The sequence below is a fragment of the Massilibacteroides vaginae genome (assembly GCF_900178525.1).
Classification (GTDB): domain Bacteria; phylum Bacteroidota; class Bacteroidia; order Bacteroidales; family Tannerellaceae; genus Massilibacteroides; species Massilibacteroides vaginae.
Window position 1 is genome coordinate 1264870 of sequence record NZ_FXDJ01000009.1, and the last position, 20078, is coordinate 1284947.

At 42.2% G+C, this 20078-nt stretch carries 13 protein-coding genes; 2 read left to right on the top strand and 11 right to left on the bottom strand.

Features of this window, described 5'->3' with window-relative positions; genetic code table 11:
• Positions 1 to 5 precede the first annotated feature (5 nt).
• Together B9Y81_RS13695 and B9Y81_RS13700 are read left to right on the top strand one after the other, a co-directional pair.
• Positions 6 to 1016, top strand: coding sequence for a hypothetical protein (locus B9Y81_RS13695; protein ID WP_085537464.1), 1011 nt, complete (start codon positions 6 to 8; stop codon positions 1014 to 1016).
• The gene (locus B9Y81_RS13700; protein ID WP_085537465.1) at positions 1001 to 1450 is read left to right on the top strand and encodes a YqaA family protein; all 450 of its coding nucleotides are present in this window, start codon (positions 1001 to 1003) and stop codon (positions 1448 to 1450) included. Before B9Y81_RS13695 ends, B9Y81_RS13700 begins: the two co-directional genes overlap by 16 nt.
• A 2-nt stretch (positions 1451 to 1452) precedes the next feature.
• Here B9Y81_RS13700 and B9Y81_RS13705 read toward each other — a convergent pair whose 3' ends face one another.
• The 11 genes from B9Y81_RS13705 to B9Y81_RS13755 form a co-directional block, all read right to left on the bottom strand.
• On the bottom strand, positions 1453 to 2736 hold the full coding sequence (locus tag B9Y81_RS13705; RefSeq protein ID WP_085537466.1) for a S28 family serine protease: 1284 nt from the start codon (positions 2734 to 2736) through the stop codon (positions 1453 to 1455).
• A 13-nt stretch (positions 2737 to 2749) separates the two neighbouring features.
• Positions 2750 to 3361, bottom strand: coding sequence for a polysaccharide deacetylase family protein (locus tag B9Y81_RS13710; protein ID WP_085537467.1), 612 nt, complete (start codon positions 3359 to 3361; stop codon positions 2750 to 2752).
• Between the two features lie 2 nt (positions 3362 to 3363).
• Positions 3364 to 6621, bottom strand: coding sequence for a glycosyltransferase family 117 protein (locus B9Y81_RS13715; protein ID WP_085537468.1), 3258 nt, complete (start codon positions 6619 to 6621; stop codon positions 3364 to 3366).
• A 624-nt stretch (positions 6622 to 7245) separates the two neighbouring features.
• On the bottom strand, positions 7246 to 7971 hold the full coding sequence (locus tag B9Y81_RS13720; RefSeq protein ID WP_085537469.1) for a T9SS type A sorting domain-containing protein: 726 nt from the start codon (positions 7969 to 7971) through the stop codon (positions 7246 to 7248).
• Positions 7972 to 8004: 33 nt separating this feature from the next.
• Entirely contained in the window at positions 8005 to 11226 is a 3222-nt protein-coding gene (locus B9Y81_RS13725) for an efflux RND transporter permease subunit (protein ID WP_085537470.1), read from the bottom strand.
• A 3-nt stretch (positions 11227 to 11229) separates the two neighbouring features.
• Positions 11230 to 12666, bottom strand: a complete 1437-nt coding sequence (locus tag B9Y81_RS13730) for a TolC family protein (RefSeq protein ID WP_394335452.1) — start codon at positions 12664 to 12666, stop codon at positions 11230 to 11232.
• Between the two features lie 48 nt (positions 12667 to 12714).
• Entirely contained in the window at positions 12715 to 15822 is a 3108-nt protein-coding gene (locus B9Y81_RS13735) for an efflux RND transporter permease subunit (protein ID WP_085537472.1), read from the bottom strand.
• Positions 15823 to 15832: 10 nt separating this feature from the next.
• Positions 15833 to 16900 carry an efflux RND transporter periplasmic adaptor subunit gene (locus B9Y81_RS13740; RefSeq protein ID WP_085537473.1) on the bottom strand — a complete coding sequence of 356 codons (1068 nt, stop codon included), beginning with the start codon at positions 16898 to 16900 and terminating at the stop codon, positions 15833 to 15835.
• A gap of 135 nt (positions 16901 to 17035) precedes the next feature.
• On the bottom strand, positions 17036 to 18304 hold the full coding sequence (locus B9Y81_RS13745; protein WP_085537474.1) for a type II toxin-antitoxin system HipA family toxin: 1269 nt from the start codon (positions 18302 to 18304) through the stop codon (positions 17036 to 17038).
• A 3-nt stretch (positions 18305 to 18307) separates the two neighbouring features.
• Positions 18308 to 18628 (bottom strand): transcriptional regulator, encoded by a 321-nt coding sequence (locus B9Y81_RS13750; protein ID WP_085537475.1) that lies wholly within the window; start codon positions 18626 to 18628, stop codon positions 18308 to 18310.
• A 320-nt stretch (positions 18629 to 18948) separates the two neighbouring features.
• A complete protein-coding gene (locus tag B9Y81_RS13755; RefSeq protein ID WP_176221498.1) occupies positions 18949 to 19869 on the bottom strand; it encodes a winged helix-turn-helix domain-containing protein in 921 nt (306 codons plus the stop codon).
• Positions 19870 to 20078: the final 209 nt, after the last annotated feature.

Sequence of the window (20078 nt, forward strand, 5' to 3'; positions counted from 1 at the left end):
AGAGAATGGAGAGTAGGTATACAGGTTATGCTCAGGTAAGAAATGTATATTCTCCCTTGCTTTTGGTGGGAATAGCATTTGTTAGCCTTGGATCATGGCTGATCGGGTATCTGTTCTCCATTGGTTTCCCCGTTTACGGAGGAGTGAGTGCCGCACCGTTTTGGAATATGTTTTGTCAGATCCTTACGATAAAAGAAATCACTTATCTGATGGGTTTTCTGCTTATGCTTGGTGGCGCCTTTTTATTGCAGAAGTCCAATTATGAATTGGGTCTTATTCGCGAAAAGACGCTATTGCCACTCTTCCTCAACCTGTTTCTGATCAGTACCAACCTCAACTTCTTTCCTTTGAACCCGGCTTCTTTCGGTGTGTTTTTTCTGATAGTCGCGATTTGCAATCTTTTTATGGGATACCATAATGAGGATGCCCGGGGTACAGCCTATAATAGCACTTTGATTGTTTCTTTAGGTAGTTTGCTTTGGATACATATTCTGTGGTTTATTCCTTTACTTTGGCATGGTATGTTCCGGTTCCGAATGCTGACGATCCGTACCTTCCTTGCTTCGTTAATGGGTTTGGCAACTATTTATTGGTTTCTGCTGGGTTGGTGTGTCTGGACGCACGATTTCTCTCCATTCAGTATTTTCCCCTCTTTATTTAAGATTCAGCTATTATCATTAGGGTATACCGACTGGGTTAACTGGGTAGGTATTCTTTGGGTAGTAATTATTACATTGATTGCTGTTGTGAATATTATTTCACATGATTCAGACGATATTCAGCGTACGCGTCAATACCTATATCACCTGATCCTGTTTGGTTTCTGGTCGTTAAGCTTAGCTGTTCTGTTCGCACAGTCGGCAAACGAGTTTTTGCAGGTTGCCTGCATTCCATCGTCGCTTCTGACAGCTCATTTTTTTACATTGGTGCGGCATCGTTTTGTACGCTGGTTACTTTATTTTACCTTCATTTTATTTGTAGCACTTTTATCCTTTAGACTATGGAATTTCTTATAGAGTACGGCTATATGGGTGTTTTCATCGCCTCTTTTCTTGCCGCCACGGTGCTTCCGTTCAGTAGTGAAGTTGTACTTACCGGTGTTTTACTGGCCGGAGCCTCTTATTGGCCTTGTATGGTTGCCGCTTCGATAGGTAATTTTCTCGGTGGAATGAGTTGTTATTGGCTGGGTATGCTTGGTAAGATCGAATGGATCGAGAAATACCTGAAAATGGATAGGGTGAAGATCGACAAAACACAAGAATGGATCAAGAACAAAGGTTCTTGGATGGCTTTCTTTGTTTTCCTTCCCGGGATAGGAGACTTTATTGCGGTTGCTCTTGGTTACCTGCGTGCGAATATATGGATCGTTGCCATATCCATGTTCTTAGGTAAAGCCTTACGTTACTGGATATGGATGGAATTTGTCTATAAAGTACAGGGAATGTTCTGATCTTATTCGGCTAACCATTGATTGATCTGTCCGATAATCTTTATTTGCATTTCTTCGGGCATTGTGCCGATACGAGCTCTGTGGCTACCCCGTGGCTGAATATAAATCTGAAAATTCTTTTTCCCTTCTAAATCCGGAACGCGTGTTGCGCTCCAAGGGTCTATCTCTCCATAAATGAAGATCATTTTGGGATCATTCTGTTCCCAGAAGGTTTTAACCTTGTTATATAAGGTAGGGTCAAAGTTGGTTTCAACTCCTTTCGGGAGCATGATGCGGTTAAAGTATCCTTCGGCGCTTTTAATGCTAAGCAACTTGCGTAAAGGAGCTGTGTCGTAGCCGTAATAGCCAAGTTCTCGCGAGGCTTGTACATTAAACGACCTGAACGACTGATTCTCCGCAAAATAGTCAGGACCGCTGATGTCCATCAAATGATCGAATAACATCTGTGTATTTGACGAGCGACCGGGGATTACGGAGATCTCCGTGCCCCATTGCCAGAACGCGAAAGGGTATTCCAACACAGCAAAGTCGAGCACCTCGTTCATAGAAACACGGAATTCAAGTCCTTTTTCCTTGCAATAAGCCTCTAATAAGGGAAGTATATCTTTTCTCTTTTTAAGAATAACTTTCTGAAACGCCTCAATCCGTTTGCGTTCTTTCTTTGTACCTACCTGCTGAAGGAATACTTCATGTCTGCCGTCTTCCAACGCTTTGTTCCATGGTGCTACGTAGGGAACAGAGAAATCCACATCATCCGGGAAATAAGAACGATAAAGAAGGGTTGTTTGTCCTCCTTTACTGATGCCCGTACTGATCCATTTCTCAGGATAAATTGTTTTTAGTAAGGTAACAATATGATGCAGGTCGTAGGCTGAATTTTCGGCTGTAAGATAATCCCAATTCAACGGATCGGGAGTAGACTCGAGGAAGTAACGATGCTCTACTGTGATAACATTCGTGTTAAATAAGCGGGAAAGCTCTTCCTGATAATTTTCTCTTAAAGCGTAAGCCGCTCCGTATCCTTCGGTAACAAGCACTGTAGGACGATCAAAGCCGACATGATTGATGATTACGCGTTGGGTAAATGAACCAGCAGAACTGTCTTTCGGATTGAGGAACTGCTTAATTTTAACCACATATTTACCTGTATAAATAGTTGAATGCAATTGCTCTATTTCGCTGATTGCATCGATTGACTGTAGTTTCTTTCCCAGCTCTCCGGAAGTAGCGAATACATGAAGCGTAGATAGAAAGACGACGAGTAACAGGGTAATAAGCCGTTTCATAAGCGATTTGTTTTTAATCAAAAAGTTTAAAAGTATAGCCTTGCTCTTGCAACCATTCAATTGCTTTAGGCAGCGCACCCCGGATATTACGTTCGGCTTTTACCGAGTCATGAAACACGATGATTGATCCATTCCGCGTGTAGTTCTTCACTACATTAAATACTCCTTTTGAAGTCATGTGCGGACTGTAATCTCTGGTAACGACATCCCACATGATGATTCTGTATTTCTTTCTCAGCCTAAAAACCTGAGGTCTGCGCATGTGTCCGTGTGGAGGTCTGAACAAATCACTTTGAATCACTTCAGCCGCTTTTTCCACGTTGGCCATATAATTTTTTGTCCAGTATTGAATTCCTTGTATATGGTTATACGTATGATTACCTATCCGGTGTCCTCTTTCTAAAATCATACGGAAGACTTCCGGGTATTTTCTTACATTATCCCCTACACAAAAAAACGTTGCCTTTACATTATATTTTTCGAGTACGTCCAATACCCATGGAGTAATTCCGGGTATTGGCCCATCATCGAACGTCAGGTATACACATTTCTCTTTTCCCGGTATTCGCCAAATAGTTCCGGGAAATAATGCCCGATAAAACCAGGGAGGTTGCTCAATAAACATAATTACTTACCACGATTCGGAGAATAAGCCATACGGAAGTTGTCAAACGTTTCCTGATACTTATCCACTAACTTAGAATTATTTTGTTTAGCAATCCGCAATACCTCATTTAAAATGCCCAGTTCCTGTCTTAAATCACTTTCCACAGAAGCCAATTGTCTTGGTTGAAGACGGAAGAACCAGTTGATATTCGTTACGGAATTGGTAGCGATCTGATCCAGCACATCATCTCCTTTCTCCGTTTCACCCAAAGCGTGATATAATTCTCCGAGAGAAAGCGCCGAATAGTCCATCGGTACATTTTCCGGAGGCAACACTTTCATGCCTCTATCCAATACCTCAATTGCTCTTTCCGTATCTCCTTCATTCGCAAGCGTCGCTGCTAATCTGCCGAACAAGATCATCCGGTAACTTCTGCACATGCGTAAAGAGTTTTCATCCAAATAAATGCCGGGTTTATCAACGCCACCCCATTTGAATTTATTCATTACGTTGTCATACATTCTTTCCGAATTTACAGCCAGATCAGAATCTTTAGTTGCTAACGGAACGATCTGGTTTGCCAATCCGGTTTGCTGGAAGTAGCCATCCAGATTAACATACTGATCAGAACTTACGGTCACCGCATAATAAATAGGGCGTTCCCAATTGTTCGTTTGCAACATATCCAGAATAATCAGTTCGTGCTTGCCTAACGCGTTTTTGTTCGTCAGGTCTATCTTCAATTCCGGAAGCATATAAGGCACATGGTTCGATGACAGTACCTGGTTCTCTACAATCTGGTTGGAGTCAACTTTTAATGTCAATATGTTTGATGGAATAAAATCCAGCACCTGATCTACTCCGGGTATCTTTTTAAATTTCGGGTCGTTGCTTTGAACAAAGCTTAAAGCAGTTCCCAAATCAATGGATTGTTCCGTTATGGGGTATATATAAGCCACATCACGTGTTCCCTGTACGTAATCCGCGCGATTCCACGATATGGGTAATGGCTCCGAATCGTAGGCCTGACGCTTCATCTGATCAATATACCAGTCCGTTTGCAGATAGCTGGTGTTACATACACGTACGTCCGTACGGATGCCTTCTACTTCCTGCGCATACCAAAGCGGGAAAGTATCGTTATCTCCGTTTGTGAATATCACCGAATTCGGCTCGCATGACTCTAAGTAGTTATGACCAAAATCTCTTGCTAAATAACGACCTGAACGATCATGATCGTCCCAGTTCTGACCGGCCATTTGCACCGGAACAAACAACGCTGCGAGCGTAGCCGTTGCCGCTGCCGCTACAGCCGGAAGTTTGGCGTATCGTTCTAATCCCTTTGCTAACGCCGCTACTCCGAATCCGACCCATATACAGAATGCATAGAATGAGCCGGCATAGGCATAGTCTCGTTCACGCGGTTGATAAGGTGTTTGATTCAAATACAATACGATCGCGATTCCCGTCATAAAGAACAGGAAGAATGTGATCCAGAAAGACTGAATGCCCTTCTTGCCTGAATAAGCCTGAAAGAATATGCCGATCAATCCAAGTAAAAGCGGGAGCATATAATAAACGTTATGTCCTTTATTATTTGCGATATCAACGTGCATATTATCCTGCGGGCCTACTAATGTGTTATCTATGAATTTAATACCAGTTACCCAGTTGCCGTTCAATACTTCGCCATGTCCCTGTATGTCGTTCTGTCGTCCCGAGAAGTTCCACATAAAGTAACGCCAGTACATAAAGTTCAGCTGATAGGAGAAGAAGAAGCGAATGTTTTCCGCAAATGTTGGTTTCATCACTGTAACCTGCTCTCCGCATCGGTCATACTTTACAGGCGTGCCTTTAAAATTAGACCATTCTTTGTAGGCTCCAATGTGCGACTCCTGACTGCTGTGCATGCGTGGGAAAAGCATATCCAACTCGCCGGCATATTTATACTCAGTGTCGTAGCGTGAGATGTAATATTTATCTTTTTCGTTCTTGTCTTTTTTAATCACGCGGCTCCAGGTAGGCGCACCTTCTTCAGATACAGCTACACAATTATTTCCTTGTCTTTCGCGTTTCACTTCCGAAACAAAAGTCTGTCCGTAGATCAGCGGAGTTCTTCCGTATTGTTCGCGGGCAAGATAAGTACGCAGCGTGAAAATATCTTTCGGTGAGTTCTGATCCATCGGAGTGCCCGCTTCTGAACGTACCATAATTAAAGCATACGAGGAATAACCAACCACAATAACCATTAAGGAAACAAGAATCGTGTTCAGCGTTTTGATGTTTACCTTCTTGCTCCTGAAAAGGAAGAACGTAAGTCCTGCGATCAGGATAACACCCACTACATAGCCATCCCCGATAAAAGGGATACCCAACAGAATAATGGATAATATAAACGCTACCTTCAGTCTCGGTTCGTTCACCTCATCGCGCATTGTTTCATAAATAGACCACCCCAGTAGTCCCAACAAGATGATCAGGTAGGCAAATACTCCCGAATTATAGCCCATGCCGAACGTGTTGACAAATAAAAGTTCGAACCAACCGCAAACTTCCACCAATCCTTGCACCACACCATACATCATCAATCCTACAATAGCGAAAGAAATAAGCAATGCTATGATGGTTCCTTTCATGGTAGGATTGTCAAATTTCTTATAGTAGTAAACCAAAACAATGGCCGGGATACACAAAAGGTTTAGCAGGTGGACTCCGATACTTAACCCCATAAGATAAGCGATCAATACGATCCAACGATCTGCATGAGGGCGATCCGCGGCGTCTTCCCATTTAAGGATAAGCCAGAAAACAACAGCGGTAAACAAGGATGAATAGGCATATACTTCACCTTCTACGGCACTAAACCAGAAGGTATCACTGAATGTGTATACCAAAGCACCAACCAACCCGCTACCCATGATCGTGATCAGCTGAGCAGTTGTCATCTCCTGTTCATTTTTCACTACCACTTTGCGGGCCAGGTGCGTAATACTCCAGAAGAGGAATAAAATAGTTAGTCCGCTGAATAATGCCGACATCGTATTCACCATCAGTGCTACCTGAGACGGGTCAGAAGCAAGCTGCGTGAACAGGTTGGCTGTCAACATGAAGAATGGCGCTCCGGGAGGATGCCCTACTTCTAATTTATATGCTGATGAAATAAACTCTCCGCAGTCCCAAAAGCTGGCTGTCGGTTCCATTGTCATTAAATACACACAGGAAGCGATCAAAAACGAAAGCCATCCCAGTGTATTATTAATCAGTTTATACTTTCCCATAAAATTGTATAAAGTGGTAATTAGTTGCTTGTTAATTATAGCTAAGAATAATAAATTCGAACGCAAAGGTAATACTTACGCGTTAATTCTAACGGTTGTAACGGTTATAAATTGTATTACGCCTTTTGGATTCACCTGAAAAATAAACTTTTTTAATGTTTGAAGGGGTAAATGGTTTTTTAAGTGAGGGATAATGTGGTTTTCTCCTTGTCATCCCGACCTCTCTCCCTGTCATCCCGACCGTAGTGGAGGGATCTCTGCATGGGGCTTCGTTTAATAATAGTCAGACGGTATGAGATGCTTCGACAGGCTCAGCATGACAGTGTGTTGGTATGAGATGCTTCGACAAGCTCAGCATGACAGCGGTTAGCGGTTTGATTATTTGGTGGTTTTTGTGTATCTCTGAATTGGGCGATTTTTTATAATACTATATGAAAAAAAAGATATCCTTTATTTTTCAAAAAATATCCTTTATTTTTCGAAAAATAACCTTTATGTTTTTGGGTGTGTAGAATAGGTTGATTACCAGATAGATATAGAAAGGCGAAAAATGGGTGTCAACCGACTGATTTTAACTTAAAAAAGGGGGGGGATCAGCCGGTTGATCGGGTGTCTTTTTTGGGGTTATTCGTTGATCAATTTATTAGTCCAACCTGCGGAACTTTTGATAATAAGAACGCCCTTAGGGAAAGATTTTGTATTGAGCGTCTCTTCCGTGTTTTTCTTTTGGAAGGATGCTACGATCTGTCCGGTTATTGAGTAGACGGTAATTGTTTCGTTTGAATTGTTCGTTGAGATAAACAGCGTGTTGTTTGTGATGTAGGTTTTATTAGCCTGAACAGTGATTGTTTCGTTTGAAACGGGGCGGTCTGCTATATCTAAAAACTCAAGTAAAAGCGCCGGTTTGTTTCGAGCACAATCAAAGGCGATAATCTCTTCGGGGTGCTCCGGGTCAATGATGTAGGTTATGGGCAGGATTTTCCCTACAATACTATCTAAAACCGCTTCGTAATAATAGCGTCCTTCTGCCAATTGATTGGTCTTGGTGTAATCCAAATCAATATACCATGGTATATAACTATCTTCGATTATGGATTGGACCTCTACTGTTTGAATAGCTTTAAGCGCTGATTTGCAGCTGGCACAGGTAGGTCTTCCGGCAAATAAAAACACATACTTCCCTTCCGTTTTTGCCTGTTCAAAAGCATCTGCCTTTGATTTGTGAAAATCGTTGAGTAATTCATCGTAAGTAGGTTCTTCAATAGGGGGAATTTCCGCATGTAAAACAGAACTTGACAATAGTAGAAAAATGGCGGTTAACACCGTAAATGAATAAATAGTAGTCTTCATTAAAGTAGATTTTAGAAATACAGTAGAACAATATTAGCGTTTTTTTCGCTTCAAAGCAAATATAGGTAAGTAAAAAAACACACCGGCTACCGACATAATCAGCCCACCGATGGTGCCGGCGGCAAGTGGAAACCAAAAGGCTTCTTTATCTGTACCGACCATGAAGGGGATAAAACCAAGTATCGTGGAAATAACCGTCAGGAAAATGGGAATGATCTTGGCGTTCCAGGCTTTTAGGTAAGCACGGTAGGGGGATATTCGCGGATTTTGTTTCAATAGCTGATTGAATTCATATAAAATATAGATGCTCGCATTTACCGTAACACCGCATAAAAGGATAAAGGAGGCAAACCCGCCCTGATCAAAGTTGAGCTTGAACCAGTAAAAGGTGAGGAACACACCGATATACGACACGGGAATAACGAAGATCACCGCTAAGGGCTGTCTGAGCGAATTGAACAATACGCTGGAGGTAATGAAAATGATTACAATAATGAGGAAGAGCAGCAAGTATTGTTTGTTGTCTTTCTTGTTCCACGACCAGTAATAGGTAGTTGCTTGTGCTGTATAGCCCATGGGCAACATAGCGTTGAACTCTTTTAATATTCTTTCCTGTATTTTTTGTCCTTGGTTGGATGCACCGATATATTCGTATTGTAGACAGAGCCGGTATTGTTGGTTCACTTTGGCTACCTTTTGCGGAGCTTGTCCTTTTCCTACTGTGGCCAGTTCGGCCAACTTGTAGGGTACGCCTTTTATTTGTTGCGGCACGTATTGCATGCTCCAGATATCGTATTCCTGCGATTGTCGGGAGTTGAGCTTCAGTTTTTCTATTTCGTTATCTACGATGATATTTCCCGTATAAATATCTTTTCCGAAGACGGGCCTGAGTGATGTGAAAAGTTCGACAGGCAGGATGCCTTCTTCCGCCATACGCCTTTTGTTCAGGTCGAAATAATATTCCTGATAATCATCTTTCCACCACGAAAATTCGGAATTGATCAGCACTTCCTTGATGCGGCGGTAGGTAAGTAACCGTTCTTTCAGGTCTTCCGCCCACCCATATAATTCGTCATAGTTGTAGCCATACATTTCAATACGGAACGATCCGGCATTTTCCCGCACATCGTTGCTGAATCCCTGATCTTGCAATCCCCATACTCCCCAGCTACCTCCGCCTAATTCGAGTGCTTTACTGATAATGTTGCTCTTAAGCGAGTAGGGGAATCCGCTTCGCTCGCTATCCTTGGTAAAATAAATGCGAATACCGGCCTGACGCGCATTGTAAATATTCGTTTGAAACTGGCGTATCTCTTTGAATGTGCTCAGGTAGGACTCCATACGCGAGATCAGGTGGTTCATCTGCTCTAATGTAGCACCATTGGGCAACGTGGCGGAAACAGACAATACGGTTTCATCATTACGGGTGAAGTAGCTGCCGTCATAAACTTTCTGCACAAACAACCGCAGCGTTCCACCGAACACCTTGTCTGTTACCGGCTTGATCTTTTCTTTGTAGATCGGCTTGGCAACAAGTTCATTATACTTCTCGATAAAAACGGAATCCCGTTGAGCGTATTCCTTCTTCGTATCGTATTCTATTTTTTCCGGCAAGAGAAAGAGCGGAATCCCGAAAGCGAACAACAGAACAATACAAGCCGATTTCTTCCAGTTGCAGAAGAAGATAATTTGCCGCTCGTACAAGCGTGTGAAGTAAACAGCAAATCGCCGCGTCCAACTTCTGGGATGCTTGATAAAACGGTTTGCTTTCCTTTGTTTTACTGCCGGAGCTTTTCTGTCCAATCCCAAACGTTCGATCAGGGCGGGAACAAAAAAGAGCGCCATAAGCAAAGAGATAGAAAGGTTAATAATCACAACCGCCGCAAAATCCTGTAAGTTCAGGCGTATCTTTTCATCGAGGAAGAAGATAATCATCAGTGCGCCGATCGTGGTTACCGTAGCTGTTACAATAGAAAGTGCTGCTCCCATATTGTGCCGGTTGCGGATATGGTCGGTCATGACAATCGTATTGTCGATGATGAGACTGAGCGAAATCGTGATTCCTGCCAAAGAATAAAGCTGCATTTCCAGTCCGAAGAAATAGTAAAAGATCACATCAATACATAAACCTACCACCAAGCTTGCCATAATCAGGAATAAATAGCGCAAACTGCGTGTAATCAGAAGAACGAAAGAGAGGAGAATCAAAATGGTGAGTCCCGTACGGAAATAGATTTTGTTCAGTTCGTTCTGAATATATTCGGTTGCGTCATAGCTTGTATGTACTTCATAACCGGGCGGCAGAGAAGCCTGCATCGCTTCCATCTCTTCTTTCACCAACTTAGCCAGATGAAGCTGGTTGGCTGTTTCTTCCGCGCGGATGGAAAGATAGATCGAGTTCAGTCCATTGATCCGGTAATAGTTCTGGGGTTCTTCTTCTTGTCGAGTTACGCGCAGTAGCTGATCTAACCGGATCAGTGTTCCGTTTTTGTCGGCCAGCGTTATTCTTGCCGGTTCGAAGCCACCTTGTTCTCCTTCGGGCATAAGCACCAGACGTATCCAGCCTGAAGCATCGCCGGTAAGCGACATTTCTACGTCTGCTGTTCCTAAAAACTCCTTGTTGTAATACTGGCTGATTGCTGTCTGTATATCGTTTAGTGTAATGCCCAATGCGGTTAACCGGCGACTGTCGTATTCCAACCGCCACTCCATAGGAGTAGCGCCACTTATATCGATTCGATAAATACCCGGTATTCCGGATAGGCGGGGCTTTATCTGGTTTTCGGCATACCGCTGAATAAGGATGGGCGTCGCTGCGGCGTTGAGCGTGTAAGTCATGAAGGGCGTGTCATCCTTATCGTCCGGGCGGGTCATGCTCAGCGCCGGATAGCTCAATCCATCCGGTAATTGAGGCCATGTTTGCCTGATAATGGTCGACGCTTCGAAGCGTGCGGCATCGATATCCGTATGCTTATCCAACTCTATTGTCACATATCCCCACCCGTTACCGGAAGTAGAGTTGATCTCCCTGATCCCTTTTATCCGGGCCAACATGGATTCAAGCCGGGAGGTAACTTCCATTTCAATTACGCGAGCCGAATTGCCGGGCATAGTGTAGTTTACCGTCAGTCGCGGCAAGGTGCGCGAAGGAGATAGCTTTATGGGCAAGAGCGGAATAAACGCTATGCCGGCCAAGGCCACACAAACAAAGATGACGATGATGGTAAACGATGATATGCGCGGTTTTGTACCCATTCGTTATAACCCCTGTTTATAATCAAACGTTGAAGAAAGTGAGATGCCGGTCTCAAAATCGTGCAAGGTAAGTTTGCGTATTTTGAAATAACTCAGCCAATAGTTCTGCAAAGCCGTTATATAATTGCGTTGCGCGGCTTGTTGACGGTTCAGCGAAAGCGTCAGACTATTGATATCTGCTTTCCCAATCATAAAACGTTGCTTCGTTTCGGCATAAGCCATCTGTGCTAAATCGAGCGCCTCTTCGGCACTTAAGATCAGTGCTTGCTGCACATTAAAATCGCTTACAGTCATAATTACATCTTCCTCAATCGTAATCTCTTTTTGCCGGGAAGAGATCTCCGTTACATTCAGGTTGTTTTTTGCCACATTATGTTTACCCTTACGCACGCCCCAGTCAACTAAAGGAATGGACACGGAAACGGAAACAACATCCTGCTGTAGCGGATCACGGTAGGCGTTTTTTAACGTTTCCGCTACCTGATTGAAACCTATACTGGCACGGAAAGAGGCGTTCATAAGCGCTTCTTTTTTAGTTCGGTCTACTTCCTGTTCGGCCTCAAGAATTTGCTGACGCAGTTCCAGAAAGCCGGGATTATTTTCACGGGATAAAGCTAATGCCTCATCTGCTGATATTTCCATGGCACGCGGACGACCGGGTAAGCGGAGTTGTATTTCAGTATTCTTGTCTAAATTCAAATACGACGCCAGATTAAACATGGCTCGTTTAAGCGCTATGTCTGCATTCTGTAAGGTGTTTTTGGCGTTGACGGCATCCAGCTTTAGAGTAAGCAGATCAGCCTGACTGATTGACGCGATCTTATGGCGCTGTAGTCCCGTGCGATACAACGTGTCGGTTGAGGTAACGTTTTCCCGTGCCAGATCGTACTCTGCCTGTGCCATCGCTAAGTTAAAGAATTGATCCGTTACTTCCACACTGATGTTTTCGTGGTTATAAAGCAATTCTTTTTTTGCTTTTTCGTATTTAAGCGGTTCTATCTTGCGTTGCCACCGGAAAGGATTATAGCCAAGTAAGTCTTGAGAGTAACCGATACGTATTGGTACGGTAGAGTATTGGGTGTACGTGTTGTTACCAAAGTTACGCATATAGTCCAACGATGAATTCAGGAAGAAACTACCGCCAAGCAAGTCGAAGTTCTGGTTCACCTGAAGTTGTCCGCCGGAATAAAACGATTGTTGTTCCCGGTAAACGTCTATATCGTTTTCAGAATCATAACGCCGGATTATGTCGCGATAATATTGTGCCGGGGTAAGATTTAAAGTCAGGCTCGGTAGTCTATCTGCCTTGTACGAGCGGTATTGCCAGTAATTCGCCAGATACATATTTTTGCTTCTGAAAGCCTCAAGCGAACTTTCGGATGCTAATTCTATCGTTCGCTCCAACGTAAGTATCAGTTGCTGTGCCGACAGACTTGCCATGACAAGCAAAAAGGAAAGGATGAGTATATTCAGTCGTTTCATATCCGGTCAATCTTTAATTTCTGTTGCTAATTTTACATCATGCCTCCGGTAGATATACCAGTACACTAACGGTATAATAAAAAGGCTGATGACCGTACCAATAATCATAGCGGAGATCATGGCTATTGCCAGTGGCTTTTGTAATTCACTACCCATCTGACTTGAAAAAACAAGCGGAGCCATCCCGAAAATACTGGTCAGTGCTGTCATTAAAATAGGGCGAAGTCTGCGTCGTCCTCCTTCGTGTATGGCCTCCATTACCGGCATACCGCCTTTCCGTAAATTGTTGATCACATCAATCTTCAGAATGGAATCGTTAATGATAATACCGCACGTAACAACAATACCAATGGCACTCATCAGATTTAAAGTATGGCCGCATAGCCAAAGAACAAATAATGACGCGGCGATAGCGATCGGTATTTCAAGCAGAATAATCAATGGTTGCAGAAAGCTTTCAAATTCGGCCGACAGAATAAAATACATCAGCAAAAGAGAGATCATTAAAATGGCAATTAACTCCGCCAGCATTTTTTGATTAGAAAAGAAGCTGCCGGAGAAATCAATATCCCAAAATGTTTTAGGTACGTTTATCTTTGCCTGTGCGGTTTTATCTACGTCTTCTACTAAGCGGTTTCCGTTTTTAACATCGTAAAAACTGAAAGGAACAAACTCCCCATTCTTTCCGGCAGTGATTGTTTTCAGGTCTTCGCCCGGTGTGATGCGCACCAATGCCTGCAAAGGAATCTGGTTGATCTTTCCATGCTTATCCGGCAGGGTGTGGACGAGTGTGTTTCTTAATACTTTATCTACGGTTTCACCTTGTCCGGCCAATGTGATCGGCAGATATTGCTGGTAGGAGCGAAGTGTGGCAACTTCGTTTTCCTTGAATGCTGTTTTAAGTATGCGGTAGATTTCGTTATAATCCACATTATAAAGTAAAAGCCGCTGTCTGTCAATAGATATGTTCAGCTGATTCTCAAAAGCGATACCTGTCGGTGTATATCCGGTTCCATCCCTTATGTCTGTAATCATTTGCTGAAGCGTTGAGGCTTCGGGTGCTTCCGCTTTGTTTCGGGAATAAAATTCGGCTACAACATCCGCCTCTCCGGTTACGAATAGCTTTTCGTAGACAGTCTCCGGCGGCGCGTAGGTATAAACCGCCTTCGGATAATTCTTCTGTATCCAGTTGATTAATGCCTTCTGTACGTCCGGTAGTTGCTTTGCTGTGGTAGTTTTGAAATACAATTCCACTTCGGAGGTGGAAAGCTCCTTTTCCTTGTTCAGCAAAAACTGTTGCTGACCAATATAGGCCGTATGCTCGATAACCAGACCATCTACTTCCGCAAGAAGCGTATTGATACGTTTGCGGCTTTCGTCTACATGTATATTCTCATTCCATTCCACATGAAACAACAACTCGTTTTGGTCGATGACCGGCATACGGGTTTTGGGAATGATATAGAATAGGGCTACTACACAAGGAAGCGTCATAAGCAGGAGGAGAAGGCTGCTTTTTCTGTGACTGAACACATAGTCTATCCCTTTGTCGTAAAAGCGATACAGGTCTTCATCTTTAAAGAAACTGCGGAACTTGATGTTAAGAACGTTCTTCTTAATCTCCGGAATGCTATAGATCAGTTTGTAAAGTACAGGCAACAACATGATCCCTGTGCAATAGGAAACCAACAACCCCACCGTTACGGCAAAGGCCTGATCGTAAAAGATAGCTCCCGCTATTCCACTCATGAAAACCAACGGGGCAAACACGGCGATGGTCGTGAACGTAGAACTCAGCATCGGCGCGATTACTTCTGTGGTTCCCTTGGCGCACGAATCCTCTAAAGAGAAGCCCCTCATACGGTATTGCGTAATATTTTCGGTCACCACAATGGAACTATCCACCATCATTCCCAAAGCAAGGATCAATCCTGATAGCGAAATAATATTCAGCGACATGTTGAACACATAGAAAAAGGTAAGACTGGTTACGATGCTGGTAAACATACTCAATCCGATCACTCCCGGTATTTTTACATCACCAAGGAAAAGAATGGCGGTGATACATATAAAAATAAATCCCAGGATCAGGTTTTCTTTTAGGTCGGAGATGGTATAATCTAATAGCTCCGTTTGATTCCGGCTGATGCTGAATGCTATATCCGGATAAATAGAAGAAAAGTAATCCGTTGTTTCACCCAACGTTTCTTTCATATTGTTCATGTTCTCATCCGCCTGCTTGATGATGGCTAATGTAACAGCTCTTTTACCTCCGGCTATGGATGCTCCGGTTTCTTTCTCGGGAACAATGCTCACCGCTGAAAGATCTTTTAGTTGAAACAGCCGGTTGTTTTTCCGAATATAAATGTTTTCGACATCTTCTTTTGTGCGTAAAAGGGTAGAGAATTTGATGTTGTATTCGTAGTATCCGTCACGAACGGTCATGCTTCCCGGTTCAATATTGTTTGAAGTTAAGGCATACTCGATATCAGAAAGCGTAAGTCCCGCCATTTCTAATTTAAGCATATCCGGAACGATCTGTACCTGTCGTTTCAGAATTCCCGTAATATCTACCATTGCTACTTCGGGTAATTGTTCAATGCGGCGTTTGATCACCGTTTCGGCAAATTCGCAAAGTTCGAGAAAAGCCTCTTGTCCGGATTCGGAATAAGGCTCGTCGCTTTTCAGGGTAAGGTTCAAACAGAATACCGGAATATCCGTGGCACTTGCTTTAATTACACGGGGGCGCTCTATCTCCCGGGGCAGATAACTCATGGCCGCGTCTATCTTTTCATTCACTTCAATAAACGCTAAGTCGATGTTTGTACCGAAATCGAAATTCAGACGGATAATTCCCGCTCCGTCTCGTGTTTCACTGTGGATGTCCCGCAGTTTTCCAACCTGCATCAGTTGTTGGCGTATAGGCTTCACCACCGTATTCTCCAATTCACGCGCGGAAGTATTTATACCGGACACCTGCACCGTAATTTCGGGTATGGCAATATCCGGCAGCAAAGATACGGGCAGTGCGAAATAAGTGGTCAACCCGATAATAAAACAGGCCGTAAACGCCATAAATACAGCAATAGGCCGTTGGAGTAGGAATTTAACCATAAGTCTGTATTTATTCGTTCGTTTGTATGACTTTCACCGGTGATTCGTGTGCCAGATTTATATTGCCGCTTGTAATCACCGCATCTCCCTCTTTCAATCCTTCCGTGATCGTAAAGAAACCGGCGTTTTCTAACCCCGTTGTTACATAATTCCAATACGATTTGCCTTCCACCAGCGTAAACACAACTTGTTTGCCCGAACGAAGTACTAAGGCCTCTTTCGGAATAACCAATTGCTCACCCAGCGAACGCTGTATGCTTACGCGCGCATTCATTCCTTCAAATAACTTTCCGTTGTTGCTGACTGCCGCTTTAGCCTGAACCATCCCCTCCGCGCTAACCAATGGATTAATTTCGGTGATTTGTCCGATTGTTTTCGTGTCGTTCAACGCAAAAGGCGTTACCTCTACTTTGTCTCCAATGCGTATTAATGGTAGTTCGCTTTCCAATACCGTAAAAGAGACTTCAAAACTGGCGGGATTGATAATCACACAAAAAGCCTCCGAAACAGAAGCCGTATTGAACTGTTTGGCAAACAGATTCGCTACAATACCATCATAAGGAGCGCGTAATACAGCCTGCTCCTCCTCGTATTTTGCCAAATTATACTGTGCCAGCGCCTGAGTGTATCCGCTTCTTATTCCGGCCAACCGGCGAATATCTGCCGGCACTTTCGCAGAATCCTCCGGTGCGTAACCTTGTCCGATCAATACATCCTGATATTCCAGGCTGTTCTGTTCGAGTGTGTTTTTTGCTTGTTGCAGTTTATTCTGTATACGAAAGGTCGCTAATTCGGCTAATTTCTGTCCTTTGCTAACCCGATCACCATTCTTTACATGTATTGCAGCGATAGGCTCGGCCGATTCAAAACGCAGTTCGGCGAATTGGCGGGCAGTTAATTTCCCATTACTGATCAGCTCATGATTAAAATCGATCCGTTTCAAAGGAACTACACTCACCTCGTTTGATTCTTCCGGTAAAATGGTCTCAACAGACCCTTCCGGTTTCTCTTTGTTTTCTACGGAACAAGCAATACATCCGAGGATAAGAGTTAAGCAAAGGTAGTAATGGTATTTCATGGTGCTACATCTTTATGATTAACAGAAACAATATCGGCAAATATAATTAAAAAGAAATACGAACTATTCGTAATTCCTTTATTTCTTGCTTATATTTAACTTATATTTTTCTTACATCAACCGAAAAACACGATTTTACCGCTGGTAGTCTGTAGCAGACATGTCGAATCGGGAGCTGAAATAATCAATCTCCGATTTAGGCAACTGAAGTTTTATTGCTAATGGCCTCCATTTGGAAACAGCTTCTACCACTTCATCGATGATTCGGGCTGCTGTTTTATTCTCTATGAAATATTCTTCTGCAGCCTTGAATAGTTGTTTGATATCTGATTTGTTTGAAGAAGAAGAAATCAGCAGACTTTGAAAAGTATCCAAAGTAGGATTAAGGTCGTATGCCGGAGATAAAGTCCATCCTTTTGCTGTCAACAGGAAGGCATGATTACGGAAATGATCATCTGTATTACCGACACATATATTGAATGCTACTCTTCGGTAGAGTTCTTCGAGATTAGATTCAACGTCTGTGCAACTTTGTATAATAAAATCAACGATATCCAGATATCCATGTCCCGTTCCTGCGTTATCTCCGTCTTGAAGACCAAGCATAGACATGGCTGACGCAAAATGAATACGTCTATGCTCATCTGTACGGTCAAAACGCTTGGATAATAAAATGTGAAATTTACTTTCGGTAGCTAAAGCTTTGGTTTCAGCTACGTTAATACCAGCTGAACGAGCCAGTAAATGACAATGATGTTCCCATAGTCCGATGTTGTAAGTGTCTTTGCCGGAAGGAAACTTAGCGATATACATTTCCCCCTTTTCATCAATTACATTAGCCTTTGGACGTGCTCCACCTAAAGATGTTCCCGGCTGAGTTAGTTGAATGATCCATTTTTTCTCAGGAAGAATATTCTCCTCGTCACTCTTTTCTATCTCCTGACTGGCATACATTAACTCCCGAATACTGGTTAAAGGAGGAATACAAATGGAAGTGCTCGTATTAATAAATTCACCTTCAATATCTATCTTAAACCGAAATCCACCCATTCTGGAGAGGTCGTCAATTCCTGTCAGATAATCAAAGGAAGACATTCTCCGAACAGGTCTATTCTCTTCAAAAGCGAATATCCGTTCCCGCTTATCAAGCAACATACGCCCCCAACGATCAGGAAGTGCATCCGAAAAACATCCGAAAATATCTTTTCCGGGCTGTGTATATTGTTGCCCGGGATAATTGTTTATATCATTACTTAAATATAGGTCTGCATGCTTTTTCAACCATTCATCTGCATATTTAAATCCAAATGTTTCCGAACCGCGAAGATTTTCGTAGCTTAACTCTCCGATCAGTTCTATTTCTTTTAACCAATCAAAGTCTGCATAAACGCCTAATTTTTTCATTAGTTATTCCTTTTTTGATGCTCGTGTTCGTTGTTTCAAACTTAAATCCTGTAATGCTTTTCCAATTGGGTCTTCTTTTGCTAATAAAAGAATATCGTCATCAAGTTGCAGGGCGTACAATATCCTTAAATAGATGCCGATAGATACTGTAGGCAGCCCTTTTTCGGCACGAATTACGGATAAATCGGAAACCGTAGCCCGTTCGGCTATTTGTGAAATACTCAGATTTCTTCTGAGCCTCGCCAGCCGGATTTGCTCACCTGTAATCTGCAGCTTTTGTCCCAGTTTACGAGGCAGATTTGTTCCCATTGTGTTCTTTGCCATATTTTTAATCTATCATATAGGATACAAATATAGTATTTTATCTATATTATATGATAGGTTGTGGTTTTTTAGCGCGTTGCGTTGTTTGCGAACGCTTTGTTATTATAAAGAATATAATTTTTGTTATATACTATATAAATCCAGACACATTGGTATATTTCTCTTTTTCTATAGCTGTAGTAAAGTTTTTCCACAACTGTAGAACAGTTTTTCCATATATATAGAAAAAGCGTTCTACAGATGTGGAAAAAGAAAAACATAGTAATTTCTATAGAAAAACATAGTATTTCCGGCAGAAAAATATAGGAATTAATCGGGTTTTATTTGCGTATAGCTATCCGGTATCCCGTTCCGCGGATGGATTCGATTTCCAATTCGGGTATAATAGATAAGGTATTCCGTAGGCGGTTTATCGTTTGTGAAATTCGGTTTGAAGAATCCTCTAAATCTCCCCATAATTCATTTACGATTTCCTCTTTGGTCAGAAAGAAATCCGTTTTGTTTAAGAAAAGAGAAACCAATTGAGCAAGCGTAGGAGGTAATTTAATTTCTTGATTTCTATATTGAATCCCGGTTTTTTCCATATTAAACCGTAGCATTTCCCTGATTCTGTCAGCATCAGTAAGCTTGGCTTCTGCCCGTTTTTTCTTAACTGCTTTATACAAAAACATAATGTATAGGCAAATCAAAACCAGCCATATAAAAAGAGGGATAAACAAACGGGCGCCTGCTTTCCCAACTACGGTAGTAAAAGGCACTTTCACATAAGCCTGAACAGCAATTTCATTGAAAATCCCTGTTTTATATTCTTTTAGAGGATAGGCTGATGCAAAGAAAGTGGTGTCGTTTCCACTGTATTGCGTCTTATTATTTTCTACCTCGGTATAACGAATACCGGTAGATAGGAATAAACCTCTGTTCTGAAGAGTTTGTTGGAAACAGCTCTTTAGGGTGTCGGGATTGATAGGGTGTTTACCCACTAAAAGAGTTTCCCTAATAATTTTCAACTTCTCCTCTTCCGGCAAAGCACGAATTGAATCAATATTATCCTGAACCCGTTCTCCTTTTTCTGTTGTAAATACTATTTTTTCTTTAGGCCAATTGTTGTCTATTTGATGAGAATAATAAGAAAAATCTAGATAGCTTAATCGTTGATTATGGTCTTGTAATATCGCTTGTTTAAATAAGAAATCAGAATGGGATACAATACTTTTTTTACTTGTTGAAAATTTATCACTCACAAGAATACTTGTAAGTATTGTGAATAGAAGAATGAAAATAGTTGAAATATATATCCGGATATTTTTCATTTTAAAGCAGCAATAGTACAATAATTACAAATATAAGGTAAATATAAGGAAGATATAAGTAAAATATAAGGAACTTTTTTCCCTGAATACTAACCCAACTCTTATTTTTGTGATTATAGAAGAAACGTGGAATATATAAA